This window comes from Kutzneria kofuensis, from assembly GCF_014203355.1.
In the GTDB taxonomy this organism is placed as follows: Bacteria; Actinomycetota; Actinomycetes; order Mycobacteriales; family Pseudonocardiaceae; genus Kutzneria; species Kutzneria kofuensis.
This window is the reverse complement of the sequence record NZ_JACHIR010000001.1, coordinates 6,623,552-6,642,209: the sequence shown is the minus strand read 5'-3', so window position 1 is coordinate 6,642,209 and position 18,658 is coordinate 6,623,552. Positions and strand designations below refer to the sequence as shown.

The window sequence follows — 18,658 nt, the reverse complement described above, 5'->3', positions numbered from 1 at the left end:
GACCGGTCGGGTCGTCGTGGCGGCGGCGACCCGACCCCCTCAACAAGCGCCGCGAACCATGTCCGCCAGCAGCAACGGATCCGCGGGCGGCTGCTGCCCGCGCCAGGCGACGTGGTCGTCCGGGCGGACCAGCACGTACGGGCACCGGTACAGCTCGGCGACCCGCGCGTCCGAGGACAACACGACCTGCAGCGGCACGCCGCGCTGCGCGAACGCCCGCTCCACCTCGGCGATCCGCTCGTGCGGCGCGAAGCACAGCAACACGAAGCCGTCCCCGAAGACGTCCAAAGTGGACACGCCCGGCCGCAGCCAAGCGTGCGCGGCGCGAAAGCCGGGATCGCTGCTCGGCCGCCAAGGCGCGGTCATCTTCACCTCGTCGCCGACGATCAACGGCGACCGGTAGCCGTGTCCGAAATGGACTTCGGGGGCGTCGACGTCCCAGTGCGCGACGCTCTCCGCCAGCTGCAGCCCGAGCTCGGTGCGGGCGAGCACGCCGTCCGGGGTGTCGTCCCGCAACCGGCTCGACAGGTCGTCGGTCCCCCTGGAGCGCAAGGCGATTCCCGCCGCCTCCAGTCCTTCCAGGGCGACCGGCCGGCGCTCGGCGTCGTAGCTGTCGAGCAGCCCAGCGCCGGCCCAGCCGTCGTGCTCGGCGGCGAGCTTCCAGCCCAGGTCGGCCGCGTCCGCGATGCCGATGTTGCGGCCGAAGCCGCCGGGCGGTGACAGCGTGTGCGCCGAGTCGCCCATCAGGAACACGCGCCCGCAGCGATAGCGGTCGGCCACCATGTGCGGGACGTGGCTCAGCTCGTCCGACAGCACCTCGGTCGGCGTGTCGAACGCGATCGCGTCCCGTACCAGGGCCACGGCGTCGATCGCGCCGACCTCGCTGCCGACGATCAGCTTGAACGTGCCGTCGCCGTCCATGGCCTGCAACGGGAAGCGCGAGCCGCCGGGTTGCAGCAGGAAGTACGTCAGCGCCGGCCGGTGCCCGCGGGCGGCCAGTCCCTCGGCCAGCCGGGGCGCGCGGAACACGATGCTGCGCAGCAGTTGTGGCTCGAACCGTGGCGTGGACTGGATGCCGCAGGCGCTGCGGACCAGTGAGCACGGCCCGTCCGTGCTCACCAGGTACCCGGCCCGGATGGTGATCGTGTCACCGGTCTCCAGCCTGCTGACGCGGGCCGTGACGCCGGCGCCGTCCTGGGTGAAGCCGTCGAGCCGGTGCCGGAACAGGATCGCGCCGCCCGGGTGCGTGCCGACGGCCGTCAGCAGCACCGGCAGCAGCCAGTCCGCCGGGCAGATCTGCTCCGGCTCCGGCGTGTGCGTGTCGTGCGTGAACCGCTCGAAGCGGTGGATCTCGTGCCCGCCGACCTGCGTGACCCAGGCGATGTCCGGCGGCCGCGCGCCGGGGAACTCCGCGCACCGGATCTTCTCGGCCACCCCCCAGCGCCGGAACAGCTCCATCGAGCGCGGTCCGATCGGGTTGACCTCCGGGGTCAGGACCTGGCCGTCGCCTCGTTCGAGCACGAGACAGCGCACCCCACGCCGCTCGAGGTCGAGCGCCAGGGCGAGGCCGACCGGGCCGGCCCCGGCTATCAGCACCTCGGTCTCGTCCACTTCGTCCCACCGCTTCCGGGCCAACTCGTTCACATCGCCGCCACGCGTGAACCGCCGACACGGAACGGCGGATCGAATACGCCCACAGCCAACCCCCCATCGCGACGTGTGCCGCATTCACGCCAATTCTGCGCACGCACCCGTCGAACCGGTCAAGTCCGCGTGCCCGATCGGCCTTCCGTTCGATGCACGAATTGATGCGCGGCGAAAGCGGTCCGCCGACCGGAATTGTATACAGCATCACGTCATGTATTAATGTAAACGCGACATAGTCGGTAAACCGTTCCCATACACCGGCCCCACCAGGACATTTCCCCGGATTCGCACATGCGTGCGGTTTGTCACGCCGTCATACATTGTGGGTAGGGGCCCAATACCGGATCATCCGCTGTGCCCACCGGCCCACCGTTCGCACATACGACGCCGCGGACCGACCGCCGGGGAACCGATCAGGTTCCCGGCCCGTTGGGCCGCCATGGCCTTGCTGTGGGCGATGTCACGGTCGACCTGGCGGCGCCGCTCAATCCCACGCGACGGTGCCGCTCAGTCCTCGGCCGAGTCGATGAGCAGCTTGGACGTCAGCGAGATGTGCTCCCCGAGCAGCCGAACCGCCAGGTCCGCGTCCCGGCCGATGGCGGCGTCGAGGATGGCGCGGTGTTCGGCGGCAACGTCCCGCCCCTTGGCCTGCGCCGGCGTGATTGACCACTGTCGGTAGAGCTCGGCCTCGTCACGAAGACCGGTGGCCACCTCGCGAAGCCGGCGGTTGCCGCAGCCGGCCAGCAAAGCCTCGTGGAACGCGGCGTGCGCGGCGGCCCATTCGGCGGTGGACCGGGCCGGGTTGTCGGGGTCCAGGTACGGCGCCCGCTCCAGCAGGTGGTGCGCGGCGATGGCGTCGGCCTCCCAGCGCACGTCGCCCTCGGTGATGGACATCCGCAGCACGAGGCACTCGACCTCGACCCGGGCGACGGTCAGCTCGGCAAGATCCTCGACGGACAGCGGCGTCACCACATAGCCCTGGTGGGCCTGGCTGCGCACGAGTCCGGCGGAGGCGAGCCGGGTCAGCGCCTCGCGGGCGGCGCCGACCGACGTGTCGTAGCGCCGGCAGAGCTCGGGGAACTTCAGCCGCTGCCCGGGCGGCAGCACGCCGCCGAGGATGTCCTCGCGCAGCCGCGCGTGCACGCCGTCGGTGCGGGTCGCCCCGGTGCCGGTGGTCGCCATGCACAAACCCTAGCTCAGTGCGAACGTTGACTCAACTTTCGAAAGTTGCTTCAATCGTGGCACGACCAAGGGAGGCACCACCATGAAGCTGGCCGAGATCAAGGGCCGCGCGGCCGTCGTGACCGCGCCCGACCGCGCCGTGGACCTGGCCGACGCCAGCGACGGTCGGTTCTCGCCGGACATCCAGCTCGCCTACGAGCAGTGGGACGAGGTGAAGGCGTTCGCGGCGGCGCTGGACGACAGCAAGGCGGCCCCCGTGTCACCCGCGGACTACGGCAACCCGGTCCCCCGGCCCCGCCAGATCTTCGCCATCGGGCTGAACTACGTCGAGCACGCCAAGGAGTCCGACTTCGCCGTGCCCGGCCAGCCCACCGTGTTCACCAAGTTCGTCACCTGCCTGACCGGCCCGACCGGGAAGATCGCGCTGCCGCCCGGCGACGTGGACTGGGAGGTCGAACTGGTGGCGGTCATCGGCAGGCGCGCCGACCACGTCACCGTCGAGGACGCCTGGGACCACGTCGCCGGCCTCACCGTCGGCCAGGACCTGTCCGAGCGCATCCTGCAGCGCTCCGGCCCGGCGCCGCAGTTCAGCATGGCCAAGTCCTACCCCGGCTTCGGCCCGCTGGGCCCGGTCGTCGTCACGCCGGACGAGGTGCCCGACCGGGACGACCTGGAGCTGGGCTGCCTCGCCGACGGCGAGCAGCTGCAGAAGGGCCGCACCAGCGACATGGTGTTCCCGGTGGCCGAGCTGGTGTCCCGGCTGTCCGCGATCACGCCGCTGCTGCCGGGCGACATCATCTTCACCGGCACGCCCTCCGGCGTCGGCATGGGCCGCAATCCGCAGCGATTCCTCAAGCCCGGTCAGGAACTCGTCACGTACATCGAGGGCATCGGCACCATGCGGCACACGCTCACCGGTGGTGCGTGATGGCGCTGCACGGGCTGGCCGCCATCACCATCGGCGTACCGGACGTCGCGGCGACCATCGCCTACTACACGGAATTCGGCCTCACGCCGTCCGACGACGGCTGGCTGTCCACTGCGGACGGTGGACGACAGCTTCGGGTGTTGGAAGCGCCGACCAGGCGGCTGCTCGAGGTTGCCGTCCGGGCCGACGACGCCGACGACCTCGGCGCCGTGTCGTCCCGACTGTCCGGTATGGACATCGCCACGCAGGCAACCGCCGACAGCGTCACCGCCGTCGAACCCGCGACCGGCGTCCGCACCGTGGTCCGGATCGCCGCGCGGATCGCGCAGGAGCCCACGATCCCGCCGCCGCCGAACGCCCCCGGCCACATCGTCCGCGTGGGTCAGCGCACGCCGGGTGTGTTGCGGCAGAACAAGGTCCGGCCGCGCAAGCTCGGGCACGTGGTGATCGGCTCGACCGACTACCCGACCACACGCCGGTTCTTCGCCGACGGCCTCGGCTTCAGGCTCAGCGACGAGGTCAAGGACGAGGGCGCGTTCCTGCGCTGCTCCACCGACCACCACAACGTGCTGGTGATGAACGCGCCCGTCACGTACATGCACCACAGCTCGTGGCAGGTCGACGACATCGACGAGGTCGGCCGCGGCGCCACCGCGATGCTGGAGGAGCACCCCGAGCGGCACGTGTGGGGGCTCGGCCGGCACCACGCCGGCTCGAACTTCTTCTGGTACCTCAAGGATCCCGCCGGCAACTTCTCGGAGTACTACTCCGACATGGACTGCATCGTCGAGGACGCGCTGTGGCGGCCGGAGGTGCTGGAGGGCGCGCGGGGCCTGTTCAACTGGGGCCCGCCGCCCCCGCCGTCGTTCATCAGGCCCGAGGACCTGGGGGCGCTGATGACGGGTTCGCACCAGCCGGGGTGATCCTCGGGTTGCGGATGTGCTCGTACACCACGCTGGTGCGCACGTCCGCGACCTCGGGGCGCTCGGTCAGCCGGTCGATGACGAAGCTGTAGAGGCTGTTGTTGTCCGGCACCGCCACGTGGATCAGGAAGTCCTCGCTGCCGGAGACGACGAAGACCCCGATCGTCTCCGGCAGGCGGGACACCCACTGCCGGAACGCCTCGATGTGCCGGCGCGACGGCGGCCGGATCCGGACCGCGATCAGCGCCTGCACGCCGCGGCCGATCGAGGGCAGGTCGACGTCGACCAGGTAGCCCTTGATCACGCCTCGTTCCCGCAGACCCCGCACTCGCTCCAACGACGTCGACGGCGACACCCCGGTGGCGGCGGCCAGGTCGCGGTTGGTCTGCCGTGCATCGTGCTGCAAGGCCAGCAGGAGCGCCTCATCAAGTTCGTCCAACATCCCCAAATCAGCCCCTTTGCCGAACGAAATTCGGCACTCATGGTATCTGCTGGTGACTCCGCCTAGCATCTCGGCCATCTACCGCACACCATGAGGAGCTTCCGGCATGCTGCCCGCGTTCGCCCCCGACGAGATCCGCATCGACCGCTCCACCCGGGAGGCCCGGCTCAAGTGGGTGATGGTCGTGGACCGCGACCTCAACCCCGGCCTGATCGCCAACGCCGTCGGCTGTCTCGCCGCCGCCGTCGGCAACTCCATCCCCACCCTGCTCGGCCCGGGCGGCGCGGACGCCGTCGGCCAGTTCCACCCCGGCCTGCCGTGGACCGGCTGCTCGATCCTGGCCGCCGACCGCGAGAAGGTCGCATCGGTGCGGGCCAAGGCGATCGGCAAGGTCGGCGTGCACGTCGTCGACATGCCGGAACCGGCCCAGACCAGCCGGGTGTACCAGGACTACCTGGACACCCTGGCCAAGTCCGAGGAGTTGAGCTACTACGCGATCAGCCTGGTCGGCCCGCGCAACGTCGTGGACAAGCTGGTCGGCGGGTTGCGACTGCTGGGCTGACGGTCAGGCCGCCTGCGCGTGCCACTTCCGGCGGAGCAGGAAGACCGTGGCGAGGCCGGCGGCGATGATGCCCAGGCCGATCGGGTTGGAGACGGCCAGGAACACCGGGGTCGGCAGGGTCAGGGCAAGCGCGACGGCGACGACGGCGTGCAGCGTGAACATCCCGCCGAAGACGAGGGTGAGCGCGGTGGCGCGGCCCTTGGTGGGGACCCGCAGGGCGGGGTTGCGGCGGGCCAGGAACTGGAAGATCACGCCGACCAGCGGGCGGCCGATCAGGACCGACAACAGGAAGAGCACGCCGATCGGGCCGGTGACGATCACGCCCTGCACCTTGACGATCAGGCCGTCACCGCCGCCGGTGAACAGCTGGGCGGCGACGGCGACCACGAAGCCGACGACCGAGATGACGCCGACGACGTCCAGCTTGCGGCGCACGACGAAGCCGACCATGGTCACCAGCAACGGGATGGCGCCGGCGATGATCAGTGCGGTGACGTCGTCGGCGAAGTAGGGCCGCACCAGCGTGTAGACCACCAACGGCACCACGGCGTTGAGCGCGATGCTCGGCAGGAACCTGCGCAGCTGGACGGGTTGCGGCGTGGACATCGTCTTCCTCCCCAAGTCGGTTTCGACGCCGTCCAGCGTCGCGCCGACCGGGATGGCGTTGCGTCGGCTCCCGGATGGAAGCCGGGTGGAGGTCGGTCTCAACCCTGGGGTCGAGGCCCGTCCTCCGGCAGGGCGGCCACCCGGGAATCCGACATCCCCCACTCGGGGCGTCTCGCCCTAACGCACCGCTCCCGTTTCCCACGCCCAGATCGCCACCTCGGTGCGGTTGCGTGCCGCCAACTTCCGTTGCACCGCGCCCAGATGCGTCTTCACCGTGGACAGGGAGATCACCAGTTCCTCCGCGATCTCGGCGTTGGTGCGGCCGCGGGCGACCAGCCGGACGACGTCGAACTCCCGCTCCGTCAACGGTTCCAGCGGCTTGCGCTCGGACCGCGGGCCGGCGAAGTGGGCCAGCAGACGGGTGGTGACGGCCGGAGACACCAGCGACTCGCCGTTGGCGGCCGCGCGCACGGCCTCGATCAGCAGCGCGGGCCCGGCGTCCTTGAGCAGGAAGCCGCAGGCCCCGGCCCGCAGCGCGGCGTGCACGTTCTCGTCCAGGTCGAAGGTGGTGACGACGACGACCCGCAGCGGGTTCGGCACGTCCGGGCCGGCCAGCAGCCGGGTGGCCTGGATGCCGTCGACCATGGGCATCTTGATGTCCATCAGGGTGACGTCCGGGCGCAGGTGGCGGGCCAGCGTCACGGCCTGCCGGCCGTCCGCGGCCTCGCCGACGACCTTGATGTCCGGCTCCCCGTTGAGGATCAGCCGGAAACCGGTCCGCACCATGGCCTGGTCGTCGGCGACCAGGACCCGCAGGCTCACACGGTCCTCCCCAGTGGCAGTCGCGCGGACACCCGCCAGCGCTGTCCCGGCGCCGCGCCGGCCAGCACACTACCGCCCAGCGCGTCCACTCGCTCCGCCATGCCGACCAGGCCGTAGCCGCGGTCGCCCGCCGGCGCGGACCGCACGCCGTCGTTGACGACCTCGACCACCAGCCAGTCGCCGTCCACCCGAACGTCCACATCGATCTCCCGGGCCTGCGGTGCGTGCCGGCGCGCGTTCGTCACCGACTCCATGATCACCCGGTGCACGGTGGTCGCGGCCTCCGGTGTCACGGCGAGCACGTCCAGTCCATCTTGGACGGTCAACGTCGCATCCGGCGGCACCGCTTGCTTCACGGCGTCGAGCAGGCCGCTCGGTGCGGCGCCGAGCTCGCCGTCCGTGCGGAGCATGCCGACCAGCCGACGCATCGCGGCCAGCGCGTCGGCGCCGGCCTGCTCGATCTCGCCGAACACCTCCGCACGCTCGGGCGCGACCCGGCGGCCGGCCTGCGCCAGCACGACGACGCCGGTGATGTGATGCGCCACCAGATCGTGCAGCTCACGGGCGAGCAGCAGACGTTCGCCGGTGCGGACCTCGGTCAAGGCGCTGCGGCGCCGGGAATCCGCGTCCCGCAGCAGCAGCCCGATGGCGACCGCGCCACCCCACACCACGGCCGCCGGCACCGCCGGCAGCCCGCCGAGGCCGTAACGGAACAGCGCCTGCGCGATCATCGCCACCGCGCCCGCGACGACGACTGTCCCGGCCGGCACCGGCGCCAGCCGCCGGCTGGCCGAGCCGACGAGCAGCGCCAGCGCCAACAGCTCCGTGAGGCCGAGTTGCACCGGCAGTGGCTGGCCCAGCGCCGCCGAGATCACCAACGCCCCTGTGCCGACCAGGGAAAGCGCCGCCACCACGCAGCCGAGCAGCAAAACGCGGTTCGGGAAACGCCTGCGCAGCAACGCCAACACGGCCACCGCCGTCGACTGGCCCGGCACGAGGTCGAACGCCGTCGTGCTCACCAAACCGGTCGGCACTCCGGCGTGCACCGCCCACGCGATGTCCACGGCCAACAGCAGGCCGAGCGCGACGCACTCGGCCACCAGCGGGCCCCGTCGGCCCGTCCAGCCGTGACTCATGGTGATGATCCTGCCCGCGGCCGCCGCGGCCCGCCTCAGCCGAAAGTCTGATGCCGTGACCGGAATGCCCGCACGTTGGCGGCGTTTCCGCAGGTCGAGACGTCATGCCAGACCCGGCTGCCGTTACGGGAACAGTCGTAGAAGGCGACCGGGCACCGCTCGTTCCGGCACAGCTTCAGCCGCGACCACGTGCCCCTCGCGCGGGCGACCAGACACTCCGCCGCAACCGCCCCCTTCAGCCAGGCCGCCCCACGGCCGGTCGGCGTCGCCATCGCCTCCTCGGCGTCGACCCTGATCTCCACGGAGCCGACCAGAGTCGCTTGTTCGCCCTTCACCAGGCGCTGCAAGGAAGACCGCAGCTCCCTGAGCGCCAGGACATCCGCCGCGTCGAGCCTGGGCGCGGACGGCAGGATCTCGTCCAGCCACTCCTGCGCCTTGTCCAGGCCGGACAGGAAATCCTGGTCCGGCGACTGTTTGCTCGTCGCCGTCGTGTTCAGGAGCTCCTGTGTCAGCCGCAGTTCCGGCGGCGCAGCGGCCAGGCCGTGACGGGCGGTGGCAGTCATCGCGCGGCGAGCTTGTTCTCGTACACCCGCAGGCTGATCGTCGCGAGCTCCAGCAGCGGGGTCGGCACGTCGAGCTGGCGGCCCCGGTCCAGCAGGTCGCCGAGCAGGTGCTCACCCTCGGTGGGGTAGCCGCTGCTCAGGTCGCGGTACATCGACGTGGCGGCGGGCGACCCGGGGGCGGTCGCGAGCGCGCGCAAGCCGGCGTGGGCCTGCTCCGGCAACGGATAGCCGGCGGCCGCGGCGACGGCGGCGCACTCGTCGACGAGGGAGGCGGCGAAGCGCGAGCCGCCGGCGACGACGATCTCGCCGACCGTGCCGCGCATCAGACACGTCTCGCCGCCGAGCGAGGCGATGAGCACCCACTTCGCCCACATGTCGGCGTCGATGTGCTCGGACAGCACGGCCGGGAAGCCGGCGCCGCTGAGCGTGTCGTGCAGCTCGGGCAGCCGTGCCGGGGAGGTGCCGACGCGGGCGCCGTAGGACATGTCCTCCAGCTCGCCGACGCGCAGGATGTCGCCGTTGGCGTCCACAGTGGTCTGCACGCGGACGACGCCGCCGAGCACCCGGTCCGCGCCGAACCGCTTGTCCAGGGCCTCCAGGTGCCGCATTCCGTTGAGGAACGGCATGATCAGCGTGTCGGGGCCGACCGCGGGCGCGAAGTCCTCGATGGCCTGCTCGAGGCCGGCGGCCTTCACCGACACCAGGATGACGTCGTACGTCTCGGCGATCTCGCCGGTGACCAGGACCTTCGGCCGGATGACCAGGTCCTGCCCGGCGCCGTGTACCCGCAGCCCGCGCTCGCGCAGCAGCTCCGCCCGCCGCGGCCGGACCAGGAACGTCACGTCCCGGCCGGCCGTCGCCAGCCGTGCGCCGAACAGCCCGCCGGTCGCCCCCGCGCCGATGACCAGGATTCGCACGCCTCGCCCCTCTCGTAAGACCTGTACTCGGTTGGCATCTTACGCCGCGCTGACCAGCAGGTACCGCTCGTCGTCGATCGGCCCGCCCCACAGCGTCGGATCGGTCAGTTCCTGGACGACCGCCTGCCGGCGATGCCGCAGCACCAGCGCCCGACACTCGTCGGCGGTGAGCCCGGCGCCGGTCGACCACCGCCCTCGACCAGCACCAGCCGCCCGCCCGGCCGCAGCAGCTCGACCCACCGGCCCAGCGACTCCTCGGGCAGCGTCCACAGCACGTGCCGGGCGAAGACGACGTCGTAGGAAGCAGGATCCAGCGGCGGATCGGCGGCGTCGCCGAGCCGGAACTCGGCGTCGGACTTGGTGCGGGCGATCTCCAGCATTCGCGGCGATTGGTCGACGCCGTGCACCTCGTGGCCGGCCTCGGCGAACAGCGCCGAGACGCTGCCCGTGCCGCAGCCGAGATCGGCGATCCGACAGGGCCGCGAAGGCAGCCTTGGTAGCAGCAGCGCAACCCAGGCCGCCTTCACGGCTGGGTCGCGCAGCCCGTGATCGGGTTCATCGTCGAACGTCGCCGCCGCGGAATCCCATGACATCCGCCCATCCTGCCGCTTGAATGACGCCATGATCGTGCGAACGGCCCAAGCCGTCGAACTGCCCGAGGTCGGCGAGCTCCGGGTGACGGCCTACGACGCCGAGCACCTGCTCGACGCGTTCCCGTCGTACGCCGACCGCCTGCGCGCGCTCGGCGAGCACGGCGTGGTCCTGGTCGCCGTCGACGACGACAAGATCCTCGGCACGATCACCCTGGAGCGCTGGCATCAGGCCAGCGAAATGGCCACCGGCCCGGCGGAGGCCGAGGTCCGGGCGCTGGCCGTGGCGCCCGAGGCCCAGGGCCGCGGTGTCGGTCGCGCGCTGGTGCAGGCCGTGATCGACCTGGCCGCCGAGTGGTCGGTCGAGCGGCTCGTGCTGCACTCCCAGCCCACGATGCTCGCCGCCCACCACCTGTACGAGCAGGCCGGCTTCGTGCGCGTGCCGGCGCGGGACGTCGACCCCGTGCCGGGGCTTCGGTTGCTGGCGTACGCGCGGGAGCTCTAGTGCGGCAGGCTTCGCCGCGGCCGGCGTGACACCGTCTCCCGGTAGTCCTCGATGGCGTACGCGATCTCGTTGATGGTTCGGGTGTTCTCCAACCGGTCGAGGTACTTCACGTTGCGCGCCAAGGAAAGCAGGTCGACCGTGAAGTAGACGGCCATGAGCGGGTTGACGAACAGCTCGCTGCCGCTGGTCCGTGTCGTCACGTGCACGTTGCCGAACTCACCGCGCACCGCCGCCGCGATCTGGCCGTTGACGATGCTCGGCCGCAGCGGCGTCGCCCCCTGAGCATGGGCGACCGCGTCGAGGTAGGCCGCCGCTTCGGGCGAGTCCGGCGGGATCGACAGTGCCCCGAGGTAGCCCCCTTCTCGTTGCAGGGCGGCGAGATTCTCCAGCACGTCGACGTGGCTGACGCCGTGGAACGAGTCGATGCCGAAGCCGAGGCACACCACCAGCCGGTCGACCCCGTCCATCCCGGCGACCGCGGCCAGGCTGGCCACGTCCTCCTCGGGCGTGCCGAGGCCGGATTCATCGCCCTGCATCAGGATGTCCGTGCCACCGTCGACCAGCACGACGGCGTCCACGTCGTAGCGCTTGACCAGCGTCGTGTACGCCGCGCGCAACGGGTGCACGCCGGTTCGCGGGAATGCGTGCACCACCGCCGGAAGTCCTTGCGCCGCAAGCCATCGCGCCAAGGTTCGCTCAGGGAAGTAGCCTTCACCGCCGCGGCTGTCCGGTGTGACGGCCGCCAGGCCCGGTTCAAGCCAGTCCTCGATGTCCAACCCGTCCAGATTGCTGAACGACAAGTTGGCCAGGTGAACCTCCTTCCCCATGGCCCGCAACGCAGTCGCCAGCGGCAGGCCGGCGTACACGTCGAAGCCGCCGCCCGCGCCCGCGACCAGGACGCGCTGCGCATCGGCGAGTCGGGCGAACAGCGGCGGCACCGCGAGGGAACTCACGTCCAACACCTCAGATCGGCCGAAAGTCTGAGCCGGAACCACTCGCCGGGCCGAGGCGCCGGCCGCGGCCGGCGCCGATGATCGGGGTCATGACCAAGGAGCTTCGCACCTCGTGCCTTCGAGTCGCCATCGCTTTGCTGCTGATCGCGGCGTCGATCGTCGTGTACGTGACGCAACCCGCCAACACGGAACAGCTGGTGTTGCAGGGCATCGTGTTCGTGTGCGCCTTCGGGATGCTCGCCCAGGGCGTCACGGGCGTGATCGCGGCCCGTCGGCGCTGACCCGGACCACCAGCGTGCGTGCGACGAGGTCGCCGACGCGCTGGTGGCGTGGGCTGAGGATCATCACGAGCAGCCCGGCGAGGCCGAACGCGAAGCCGTCGACGACCTGCAGCAGCCAGCGCAGGGCGTAGCTGCCCAGCGTCGGCGTGCCGCCCCACTCGGTGACGATCCGCAGGCCCAGCCACCGCATCGCGGGCGTGCGGCCGCCGGTGCGGTGCGGCACCCACACGTCGATCAGCAGGTTGCCGACCAGCAACCCGACGATGAAGGCGGTCGGCGGCAGGAACAACAGTGAACGGTGGCCCCACAAGGTGATCACGAGCACGACCAGCAGCGCGAACGCCGGCACGGAGACCAGCAGCCGGTCGAGCAGCCACTGCACGCAGCGCCGGGGCACGACGCGCGTCTGGTCGTAGTTCTCAACAGACGGCATAGCACGCACCAAAACCCTCGGCTCGCCGCACGATCTGCCCGTCCCGCACCCGGATCGCCACCTCGGTTCCGTCCACAACGGACGGAACGCCGGCGGCCGCGGCGAGCGCGCCGGAGTCGTCGGCGACGATCTGCACCCGCGGCCACGCCGAGCGCGGGAAGGCCTGGTGCAGGCACCACCGGAAGTCGGCGATCACCAGCCGGCCCAGTGCCGACAGCTCGGCCGGCTCGGCGGTGACGAACGCGATCGTCACGTCGTCCGACGGTGACGCGGCGCGGATCATCTCCTCGGCGGCGGACAGCCGGTGCAGGCCGAGGATCGCGACGACGCCCTTGCCGACCCGGATCGGCTCGCCCCGCAGCAGGTCGACCGCCGCGGGCGGGTTCCACGGCTCGGAGACGGCGCGGACCGGCGCGACGATCGGCGGCTGCGGCGGCCAGCTGTCGTTGAGCTTGAGGTCGGCGAAGTTCTCGCACGCGGTGATCACATTGAACGGCTCGACGAAGCCCGGCGCGGCGGCGGCGAGCTGGCTCGCGCCGTGCAGCATGGTCAGCGCGGCCTCGGCGCTGCGCACCAGCCGTCCGGAGACCGGGTCCATGCACTCCATCGCCAGCCCGAGCAGGCTCGCGGTGAAGCGGGTGAGCTGTGAGAACGGCCGGCTGGTCTGCTCGGACGCGAGCACCTCCGGCATCAGGTCGAGGCCCAGCCGCGCCGACTCCCGGTCGTTGACCAGCGGCAGCCGGGTGACCCAGGCTCGGGCGAACGCGCCGAGGGCTTCGCGGGGTGTCAGCCCGATCTCCGGGTCTTGGGGCAGCTCGGCGTTCTCCGCGTCCTCGGCCAGCACCGCGAAGTAGAGGGCCCGCTTGCCCGGGAAGTTGGAGTAGACCGCGCCGCGGGTGAGCTCGGCCCGCTCGGCGATGACGTCGATCTTGGCTTCCCGGAATCCGCGCTCGGCGAACTCGGCCCGCGCCGCCGCCAGCACCTTGGCCCGGTTGCGCTCCTGCGCCTCCGCCCTGGTCAGCCGAGCCATGGTCCACCTCGGTCGCGCTCCCGCGCCTCCACCCTGGTCAGCCGAGCCATCGTCCTCCTCGGTTGCGCCGGCACCACCGCGAAGATACCGTCACCACTCAGATGGTAGAAACATATGATCTCATCATCTGAATGGAGCGATCATGCAGCTGGACCCGTCCGACCCCGCCATGCTGCTCGACCCCGTTGCCACCTACGCCGCCGCCCGGAAGGACTCGCCGGTGGCGACCATGCCGGTGCCGGGCCTGGGCACGTTATGGATCGTCACCCGGCACGAGGCCGCCCGCGCGATGCTCACCGACCCCCGGTTCCGGCTCGGCCGGGAGAGCTACGCGATGCGCCCCGCCGGGCTGCCCGACACCCCGAACCTGGGCGAGATGGACGGCCCCGACCACGCCCGGCTGCGCCGACTCGTCGCCCCCGCCTTCACCGCCCGCCGGGCGGCCGAGTTCCGCCCCCGGATCGAGCGCATCGTCGACGGCCTGCTCGACCGCGTTGCCCCCGAGTTCGACCTGCTGCGCGACTTCGCTCATCCGATGCCGATCGAGGTCATGTGCGAACTCGTCGGCATCGCCGAGGACGACCGTCCGCTGTGGCGTCGGGTGGGCGTGGCGGTGGCCAGTGGCCAGGGGCAGGCGTTCCAGGACGCCATCCCCGACATCCTGGCCGGCGCCAAGGCAGCCATCGCCCGGCGCCGCGCCGAACCCGGCGACGACCTGCTCACCGATCTCGTGAAGTCCGAGGCCACCGACGACGAACTCGTGGTGCTCGTGTGGCATCTCGTGCTGGCCGGCCAGGTGCCCGGCAACCTGATCGGCAACGCCGTCGAAGCCCTGCTGCGTCACCCCGACCAACTGGCCCTGCTGCGCCAAGATCCGTCGCTGCTGCCGCGGGCCGTCGAGGAACTGCTGCGCTGGTGCACGCCGCAGCTGCTCACTGTGCCGCGCTTCACCGCCGAGGACGTGGAGATCGGCGGCGTTCCCATCCCCAAGGGCGAACCCGTCACCGTCTCCATGTTGTCCGTCAACCGCGACCCCGACGTCTTCCCCGACCCCGACCGCCTGGACGTCACGCGCGCCCCCGGCTCCTTCGGCCACCTGGCCTTCGCCCACGGCGCGCACTTCTGCCTCGGCGCCGCCATCGCCCGCGTGGAGACGGAGGTCGCCCTCGCCGCCCTGATCAACCGCTTCCCCGGCCTGCGTCTGGCCGCCGACCCGGTACGCGTGCCCGATCCCGGCACCTGGCGGCTGACCACCCTTCCGGTCACGACCGCAGAGGTCACGCCCGCCGGGGAATAGCCGGCGGCCCAGCACGACTTGTCCTCGGCAGAACCTGTGTGACCGAGGGGGAGTCGTGACTGCACTGCAAGGCACCGTCGCCGCCGGCTACGAGGCCGTCCGGGACGAGTTCGCCGCGATCGCCGCCGCCGAGGGCGAGGACTACTCGGCACAGCTCGTCGCGCACGTCCGTGGCGACCGTGTCGTGGACCTGTGGACCGGCCCTGACATCACCGCGGACTCTCTGACCGGGGTGTTCTCGGCGACCAAGGGCGCCGCTCATCTCGTGGTGGCGCTGCTGGTCCAGGACGGCGTGCTCGACCTGGACCGGCCGGTCGCCGACTACTGGCCGGAGTTCGGGATCGAGGGCAAGCACGAGCTGACGCTGCGGGACCTGATCTCGCACCGGGCCGGCGTCGTCGGCGCGGACGACGGATTCCGCATCGACGAGATCGCCGACGACCGGATCATCGCGGAGCGGCTGGCCGGGCAGCGGCCGTACTGGCGGCCCGGCACCGCGTTCGGCTACCACGCGCTGGTCATCGGGGCGCTCACCGGCGAGGTCGTCCGCCGGGTGACGGGCCAGAGCATCCAGGAGATCCACGAGGCCCGGGTGCGCGGACCGCTGGGCATCGACTTCTATCTCGGCCTTCCGGCCGAACTGGAGCCGAGGTGGCTGTCCACGCAGCCGATGCGGCCGACGCCCGAGCAGCTGACCCAGCTGCAGGCCGCCGCCACCGGGCCGAACAGCATCACCGGCATCGCCTTCAACCGCAACCACCCGGAGGCCGTCGACCTCCAGGAGCTGCCCAACCACCGGGTGGTCCGGGAACTCGGGCCGGCGTCGGTCGGCGGCGTCGGCACCGCCCGCGGCCTGGCCGACTTCTACGCGGCGATCACCACCGGCCTGCACGGGCACGCCCCGCTGCTCAAGCCGGACCTGATCGCGGCCGTCGGCCAGATCCACTCCGCCGGCACCGACCTCGTCACGCGGCAACCGTCGGCGTTCGGTCTCGGCTTCATGAGCGTCGGTCGCGCCTACCCGATGCTCGGGCAGGGCGCTTTCGGCCACGCCGGCGCCACCGGCACCGAGGCGTTCGCCGATCCCCGTAACGGCATCGCGTACGGCTATGTGCGGCGTCGCTTCGGTTTCCCCGGCGGCCCAGGGCCGGAGAACCTGGGGCTGGTCCGCGCTCTGCACGCGGCGGCGACCACGGCCTGACCCGTGGCAGGGTGGTGATCATGTTGCCACCACGGGCGCGGGACGTCGTCGACCGCTACACGCGCCGTATCGACCGGGAGAGCCCTGGCCTGCTCCAGGGCCTCTACCTGGTCGGATCCGTTGCGCTGCACGACTTCCACGACGAGGTCTCGGACGTCGACTTCATCGCCGTCGCCGAGAACCCGGACCCCGCGGTGCTGCGCAAGGTGCACGAGGGCCTCGAGAAGTTCGACGGCCTGTACGTCACCTTCGAGGATCTCCGCACCAGCCCGTCGAAACTGCCCAACGGCTACTACCGGCTGGAGGGCGAGCTGAAGGTGGGCGACGAGGGTCGGTCGCCGGTGGAATGGACAGTGCTGGCCAACCACGGCGTCACGATCCGCGGGCCACGACCACAAGAGCTTCAGGTGCACGTGGATCCCGACGAGCTGCGAGAATGGGTGCGCGGCAACGCGAACACGTACTGGCGGCAGTTCGTCGACGACCCGTACGACCTGATCTTCGACGCCGGGATCGCGTGGGGCGTGCTGGGCATCAGCAGGCTGCACTATTCGATGGTCACGGGTGATGTCACGTCCAAGACGGGCGCGGGACGACATGCCCTGCGGGCCTTCCCGAAGCACCGAGCGATCATCGAGGAGGCGTTGCGGCACCGGACATCGCCGGTGGTCAAGCCCGAGCACCCGGACCTCGAACGGCAGGCGGCCGCGGTCGCCTACCTGGAGGCGGCGATCGCAAGTTGCTGTTGACCGAACGCCGGGGCGGGTCTTGACTCCCGGGATGTTCGGACAAATCGTGCTGGTGCTGGCGACGACGGCGACCGGACTGGGCGCGGCGAGGCGCTCGGCCTGATCCTGTTCGGCGCCAGCCTGGTGATCACCTTCCGGGTCAACATCCCGCTGAACATCGCTCTGGACAAGGCGGAGCCGGCGGCACCGGCGACAGCGTGGCGGGCGTTCGAGGAGCGCTGGGTGCGCAGGAACAACGTGCGCACGCTGACCACGACCGGCGGTTTGGCGGCGCTGGTGGTCACACTCGCGCTGACCTGATTCCGCATATTCTCCGCTGAGTGCCGCCACAGAACTCAGACCGCCACGAACACCATTTCCCGATCGGGACAGGAGCGCTTACGGGACCGAAAGGCGCAGTGTCCGTGACCGTTGCGCCGAATGTACCCACTCCCCTAATTAGAGTCTTGAACTAAGTGTGGGATTTATGCTTCCTTGGCTGCACGTCGCTCCGTAGACCGCCAGCTCGGACGGCCCCTTACCCGTCGCCCTGAACGGAAGGGTCCAGTCAAGGTGAAATCGAGACTCTCGCGCGCGGTCATCGCCGTGCTGTCCATGCTGCTGTTGTTGTCCACGGCGGCCAACACACCCGCAGCGCCGCAGGCGCCGCAGTTCAAGGTGTTGGCCTTCTACAGCGGCACGTACGACGACGCGCACATCGCCTTCGAGAAGGAGGCGGCGATCTGGTTCCCCCAGGTCGCGGCGCAGTACAACTTCCAGTACACCCAGACGAACAACTGGTCGCTGCTGAACAACCTGACCACCGCGACCGCCAATGTCGTCATGTTCCTCGACAATGTTCCCGGCGATCCCGCCCAACAACAGGGATTCCAGAACTATATGCAGAACGGCGGCGCCTACTTCGGTTGGCACGTGTCCGCGTACAACGACTCCGGCAGCAACTGGCCGTGGTTCAACAACACGTTCATGGGCACCGGAACCTTCCGCAACAACACGTGGTTCCCGACCACGGCAATTCTGCACACGGATTCGGCGCACGCGGCGACGCGGCGTCTGCCGACGACGTGGACGGCCGGCGTCAGCGAATGGTACAGCTGGCAGAACGACCTCAGGCAGAACCCGAACATCCAGGTCCTGGCCTCGGTCGACGCGTCGAGCTTCCCGGTCGGCACCGACCCGAACCAGTCCTGGTACAGCGGCTACTACCCCATCCTGTGGACGAACAAGAGCTACAAGATGCTGTACGCCAATTTCGGCCACGACGCGATGAACTACACGACGAAGACGCCACTGTCGTCCACTTTCGCGGACCCGGTCCAGGACAAGTTCATCATCGACGGCCTGCTCTGGCTCGGCGGCGGCACGCCGACGGACGCCCCCACTGACCAGATCAATCCGGGCGGCTATTTCAGCGTGATCAACAAGGGCAACAACAAGTGCGTCGACGCCCGCGGCGCCGGCACCGCGAACGGCACGGTGATCCAGCAGTACAGCTGCAACAACACCAACGCGCAGCAGTTCCAGTTCCAGTGGACCAACGGTCCGTACCTGCGGGTGAACAACCGCGGCAACACCGCGGAGTCGTGGGACGTGTCCGGCCGGTCCACCGCCGACGGCGCCGGCATCCAGCTCTGGGCCTACGGTGGCGGCACCAACCAGCAGTGGCAGGCGGTCCAGGAAGCCGGCGGCTACTGGCACTTCACCAGCATGAGCACCCAGAAATGCCTGACGGCGTCCGGTTCCGGCGACGGCACGCAGCTGACGCAGGCCACCTGCACGGGGGTCGCGTCGCAGTCCTTCAGGTTGCAGCAGCAGTCCTGAGCTGAGACCACCGCCCGGTCCACGACGGCGGTTGTCGGGCAAGGCGCGGTCGGCGGCACAGCCGGCCGCG

General features: G+C 70.6%; 22 protein-coding genes. 10 read left to right on the top strand and 12 right to left on the bottom strand.

Annotated features, from left to right (window positions below):
- Window positions 1–39 precede the first annotated feature (39 nt).
- Window positions 40–1,611 (bottom strand): FAD-dependent monooxygenase, encoded by a 1,572-nt coding sequence (locus tag BJ998_RS30800; RefSeq protein ID WP_312890409.1) that lies wholly within the window; start codon window positions 1,609–1,611, stop codon window positions 40–42.
- Window positions 1,612–2,154: 543 nt separating this feature from the next.
- On the bottom strand, window positions 2,155–2,829 hold the full coding sequence (locus BJ998_RS30795; RefSeq protein ID WP_184866830.1) for a GntR family transcriptional regulator: 675 nt from the start codon (window positions 2,827–2,829) through the stop codon (window positions 2,155–2,157).
- An 82-nt stretch (window positions 2,830–2,911) separates the two neighbouring features.
- Between BJ998_RS30795 and BJ998_RS30790 the strand changes: the two genes are divergently transcribed.
- Both BJ998_RS30790 and BJ998_RS30785 read left to right on the top strand, forming a co-directional pair.
- Window positions 2,912–3,757, top strand: coding sequence for a fumarylacetoacetate hydrolase family protein (locus BJ998_RS30790; RefSeq protein WP_184866829.1), 846 nt, complete (start codon window positions 2,912–2,914; stop codon window positions 3,755–3,757).
- The gene (locus BJ998_RS30785) at window positions 3,757–4,680 is read left to right on the top strand and encodes a VOC family protein (protein WP_184866828.1); all 924 of its coding nucleotides are present in this window, start codon (window positions 3,757–3,759) and stop codon (window positions 4,678–4,680) included. Before BJ998_RS30790 ends, BJ998_RS30785 begins: the two co-directional genes overlap by 1 nt.
- Here BJ998_RS30785 and BJ998_RS30780 read toward each other — a convergent pair.
- Window positions 4,628–5,122 carry an Lrp/AsnC family transcriptional regulator gene (locus BJ998_RS30780; RefSeq protein WP_184866827.1) on the bottom strand — a complete coding sequence of 165 codons (495 nt, stop codon included), beginning with the start codon at window positions 5,120–5,122 and terminating at the stop codon, window positions 4,628–4,630. The two genes, BJ998_RS30785 and BJ998_RS30780, sit on opposite strands and share 53 nt — an antisense overlap.
- 106 nt (window positions 5,123–5,228) lie before the next feature.
- On the opposite strand from BJ998_RS30780, the gene BJ998_RS30775 reads away from it, so the two are divergent.
- The gene (locus BJ998_RS30775; RefSeq protein WP_184866826.1) at window positions 5,229–5,684 is read left to right on the top strand and encodes a DUF2000 domain-containing protein; all 456 of its coding nucleotides are present in this window, start codon (window positions 5,229–5,231) and stop codon (window positions 5,682–5,684) included.
- 3 nt (window positions 5,685–5,687) lie between these two features.
- Here the strand turns inward: BJ998_RS30775 and BJ998_RS30770 are convergent, their stop codons facing one another.
- From BJ998_RS30770 to BJ998_RS30745, 6 genes are all read right to left on the bottom strand, one after another.
- A complete protein-coding gene (locus BJ998_RS30770) occupies window positions 5,688–6,290 on the bottom strand; it encodes a VC0807 family protein (RefSeq protein ID WP_184866825.1) in 603 nt (200 codons plus the stop codon).
- Between the two features lie 177 nt (window positions 6,291–6,467).
- Window positions 6,468–7,112 carry a response regulator gene (locus BJ998_RS30765; RefSeq protein WP_184866824.1) on the bottom strand — a complete coding sequence of 215 codons (645 nt, stop codon included), beginning with the start codon at window positions 7,110–7,112 and terminating at the stop codon, window positions 6,468–6,470.
- Window positions 7,109–8,248 (bottom strand): sensor histidine kinase, encoded by a 1,140-nt coding sequence (locus BJ998_RS30760; protein ID WP_184866823.1) that lies wholly within the window; start codon window positions 8,246–8,248, stop codon window positions 7,109–7,111. The genes BJ998_RS30765 and BJ998_RS30760 overlap by 4 nt, the downstream gene beginning before the upstream one ends.
- A gap of 35 nt (window positions 8,249–8,283) precedes the next feature.
- Entirely contained in the window at window positions 8,284–8,811 is a 528-nt protein-coding gene (locus BJ998_RS30755) for a CGNR zinc finger domain-containing protein (protein ID WP_184866822.1), read from the bottom strand.
- Window positions 8,808–9,728: a ketopantoate reductase family protein gene (locus tag BJ998_RS30750; RefSeq protein WP_184866821.1), complete on the bottom strand. Its 921-nt coding sequence runs from the start codon at window positions 9,726–9,728 to the stop codon at window positions 8,808–8,810. The genes BJ998_RS30755 and BJ998_RS30750 overlap by 4 nt, the downstream gene beginning before the upstream one ends.
- Before the next feature lie 104 nt (window positions 9,729–9,832).
- Window positions 9,833–10,321 (bottom strand): class I SAM-dependent methyltransferase, encoded by a 489-nt coding sequence (locus BJ998_RS30745; protein WP_246488691.1) that lies wholly within the window; start codon window positions 10,319–10,321, stop codon window positions 9,833–9,835.
- 28 nt (window positions 10,322–10,349) lie between these two features.
- On the opposite strand from BJ998_RS30745, the gene BJ998_RS30740 reads away from it, so the two are divergent.
- A complete protein-coding gene (locus BJ998_RS30740) occupies window positions 10,350–10,823 on the top strand; it encodes a GNAT family N-acetyltransferase (RefSeq protein ID WP_184866820.1) in 474 nt (157 codons plus the stop codon).
- Here the strand turns inward: BJ998_RS30740 and BJ998_RS30735 are convergent.
- Window positions 10,820–11,776: a DUF1152 domain-containing protein gene (locus BJ998_RS30735; protein ID WP_184866819.1), complete on the bottom strand. Its 957-nt coding sequence runs from the start codon at window positions 11,774–11,776 to the stop codon at window positions 10,820–10,822. The two genes, BJ998_RS30740 and BJ998_RS30735, sit on opposite strands and share 4 nt — an antisense overlap.
- An 89-nt stretch (window positions 11,777–11,865) precedes the next feature.
- On the opposite strand from BJ998_RS30735, the gene BJ998_RS30730 reads away from it, so the two are divergent.
- On the top strand, window positions 11,866–12,057 hold the full coding sequence (locus tag BJ998_RS30730; protein WP_184866818.1) for a hypothetical protein: 192 nt from the start codon (window positions 11,866–11,868) through the stop codon (window positions 12,055–12,057).
- Here the strand turns inward: BJ998_RS30730 and BJ998_RS30725 are convergent.
- Window positions 12,026–12,490 (bottom strand): RDD family protein, encoded by a 465-nt coding sequence (locus BJ998_RS30725; protein ID WP_184866817.1) that lies wholly within the window; start codon window positions 12,488–12,490, stop codon window positions 12,026–12,028. The two genes, BJ998_RS30730 and BJ998_RS30725, sit on opposite strands and share 32 nt — an antisense overlap.
- Entirely contained in the window at window positions 12,477–13,520 is a 1,044-nt protein-coding gene (locus BJ998_RS30720; RefSeq protein WP_184866816.1) for a TetR/AcrR family transcriptional regulator, read from the bottom strand. Before BJ998_RS30720 ends, BJ998_RS30725 begins: the two co-directional genes overlap by 14 nt.
- Window positions 13,521–13,662: 142 nt before the next feature.
- Here BJ998_RS30720 and BJ998_RS30715 point away from each other — a divergent pair, with 142 nt between their 5' ends.
- The 5 genes from BJ998_RS30715 (at window position 13,663) to BJ998_RS30695 (ending at window position 18,588) form a co-directional block, all read left to right on the top strand.
- Entirely contained in the window at window positions 13,663–14,817 is a 1,155-nt protein-coding gene (locus BJ998_RS30715) for a cytochrome P450 family protein (protein ID WP_184866815.1), read from the top strand.
- A 55-nt stretch (window positions 14,818–14,872) separates the two neighbouring features.
- A complete protein-coding gene (locus BJ998_RS30710) occupies window positions 14,873–16,018 on the top strand; it encodes a serine hydrolase domain-containing protein (RefSeq protein ID WP_184866814.1) in 1,146 nt (381 codons plus the stop codon).
- 20 nt (window positions 16,019–16,038) lie between these two features.
- Window positions 16,039–16,767 (top strand): aminoglycoside adenylyltransferase domain-containing protein, encoded by a 729-nt coding sequence (locus tag BJ998_RS30705; RefSeq protein WP_184866813.1) that lies wholly within the window; start codon window positions 16,039–16,041, stop codon window positions 16,765–16,767.
- A 99-nt stretch (window positions 16,768–16,866) separates the two neighbouring features.
- Entirely contained in the window at window positions 16,867–17,067 is a 201-nt protein-coding gene (locus tag BJ998_RS30700; RefSeq protein WP_281393369.1) for an anthrone oxygenase family protein, read from the top strand.
- Window positions 17,068–17,319: 252 nt separating this feature from the next.
- On the top strand, window positions 17,320–18,588 hold the full coding sequence (locus BJ998_RS30695; RefSeq protein ID WP_312890408.1) for a ThuA domain-containing protein: 1,269 nt from the start codon (window positions 17,320–17,322) through the stop codon (window positions 18,586–18,588).
- Window positions 18,589–18,658 lie beyond the last annotated feature (70 nt).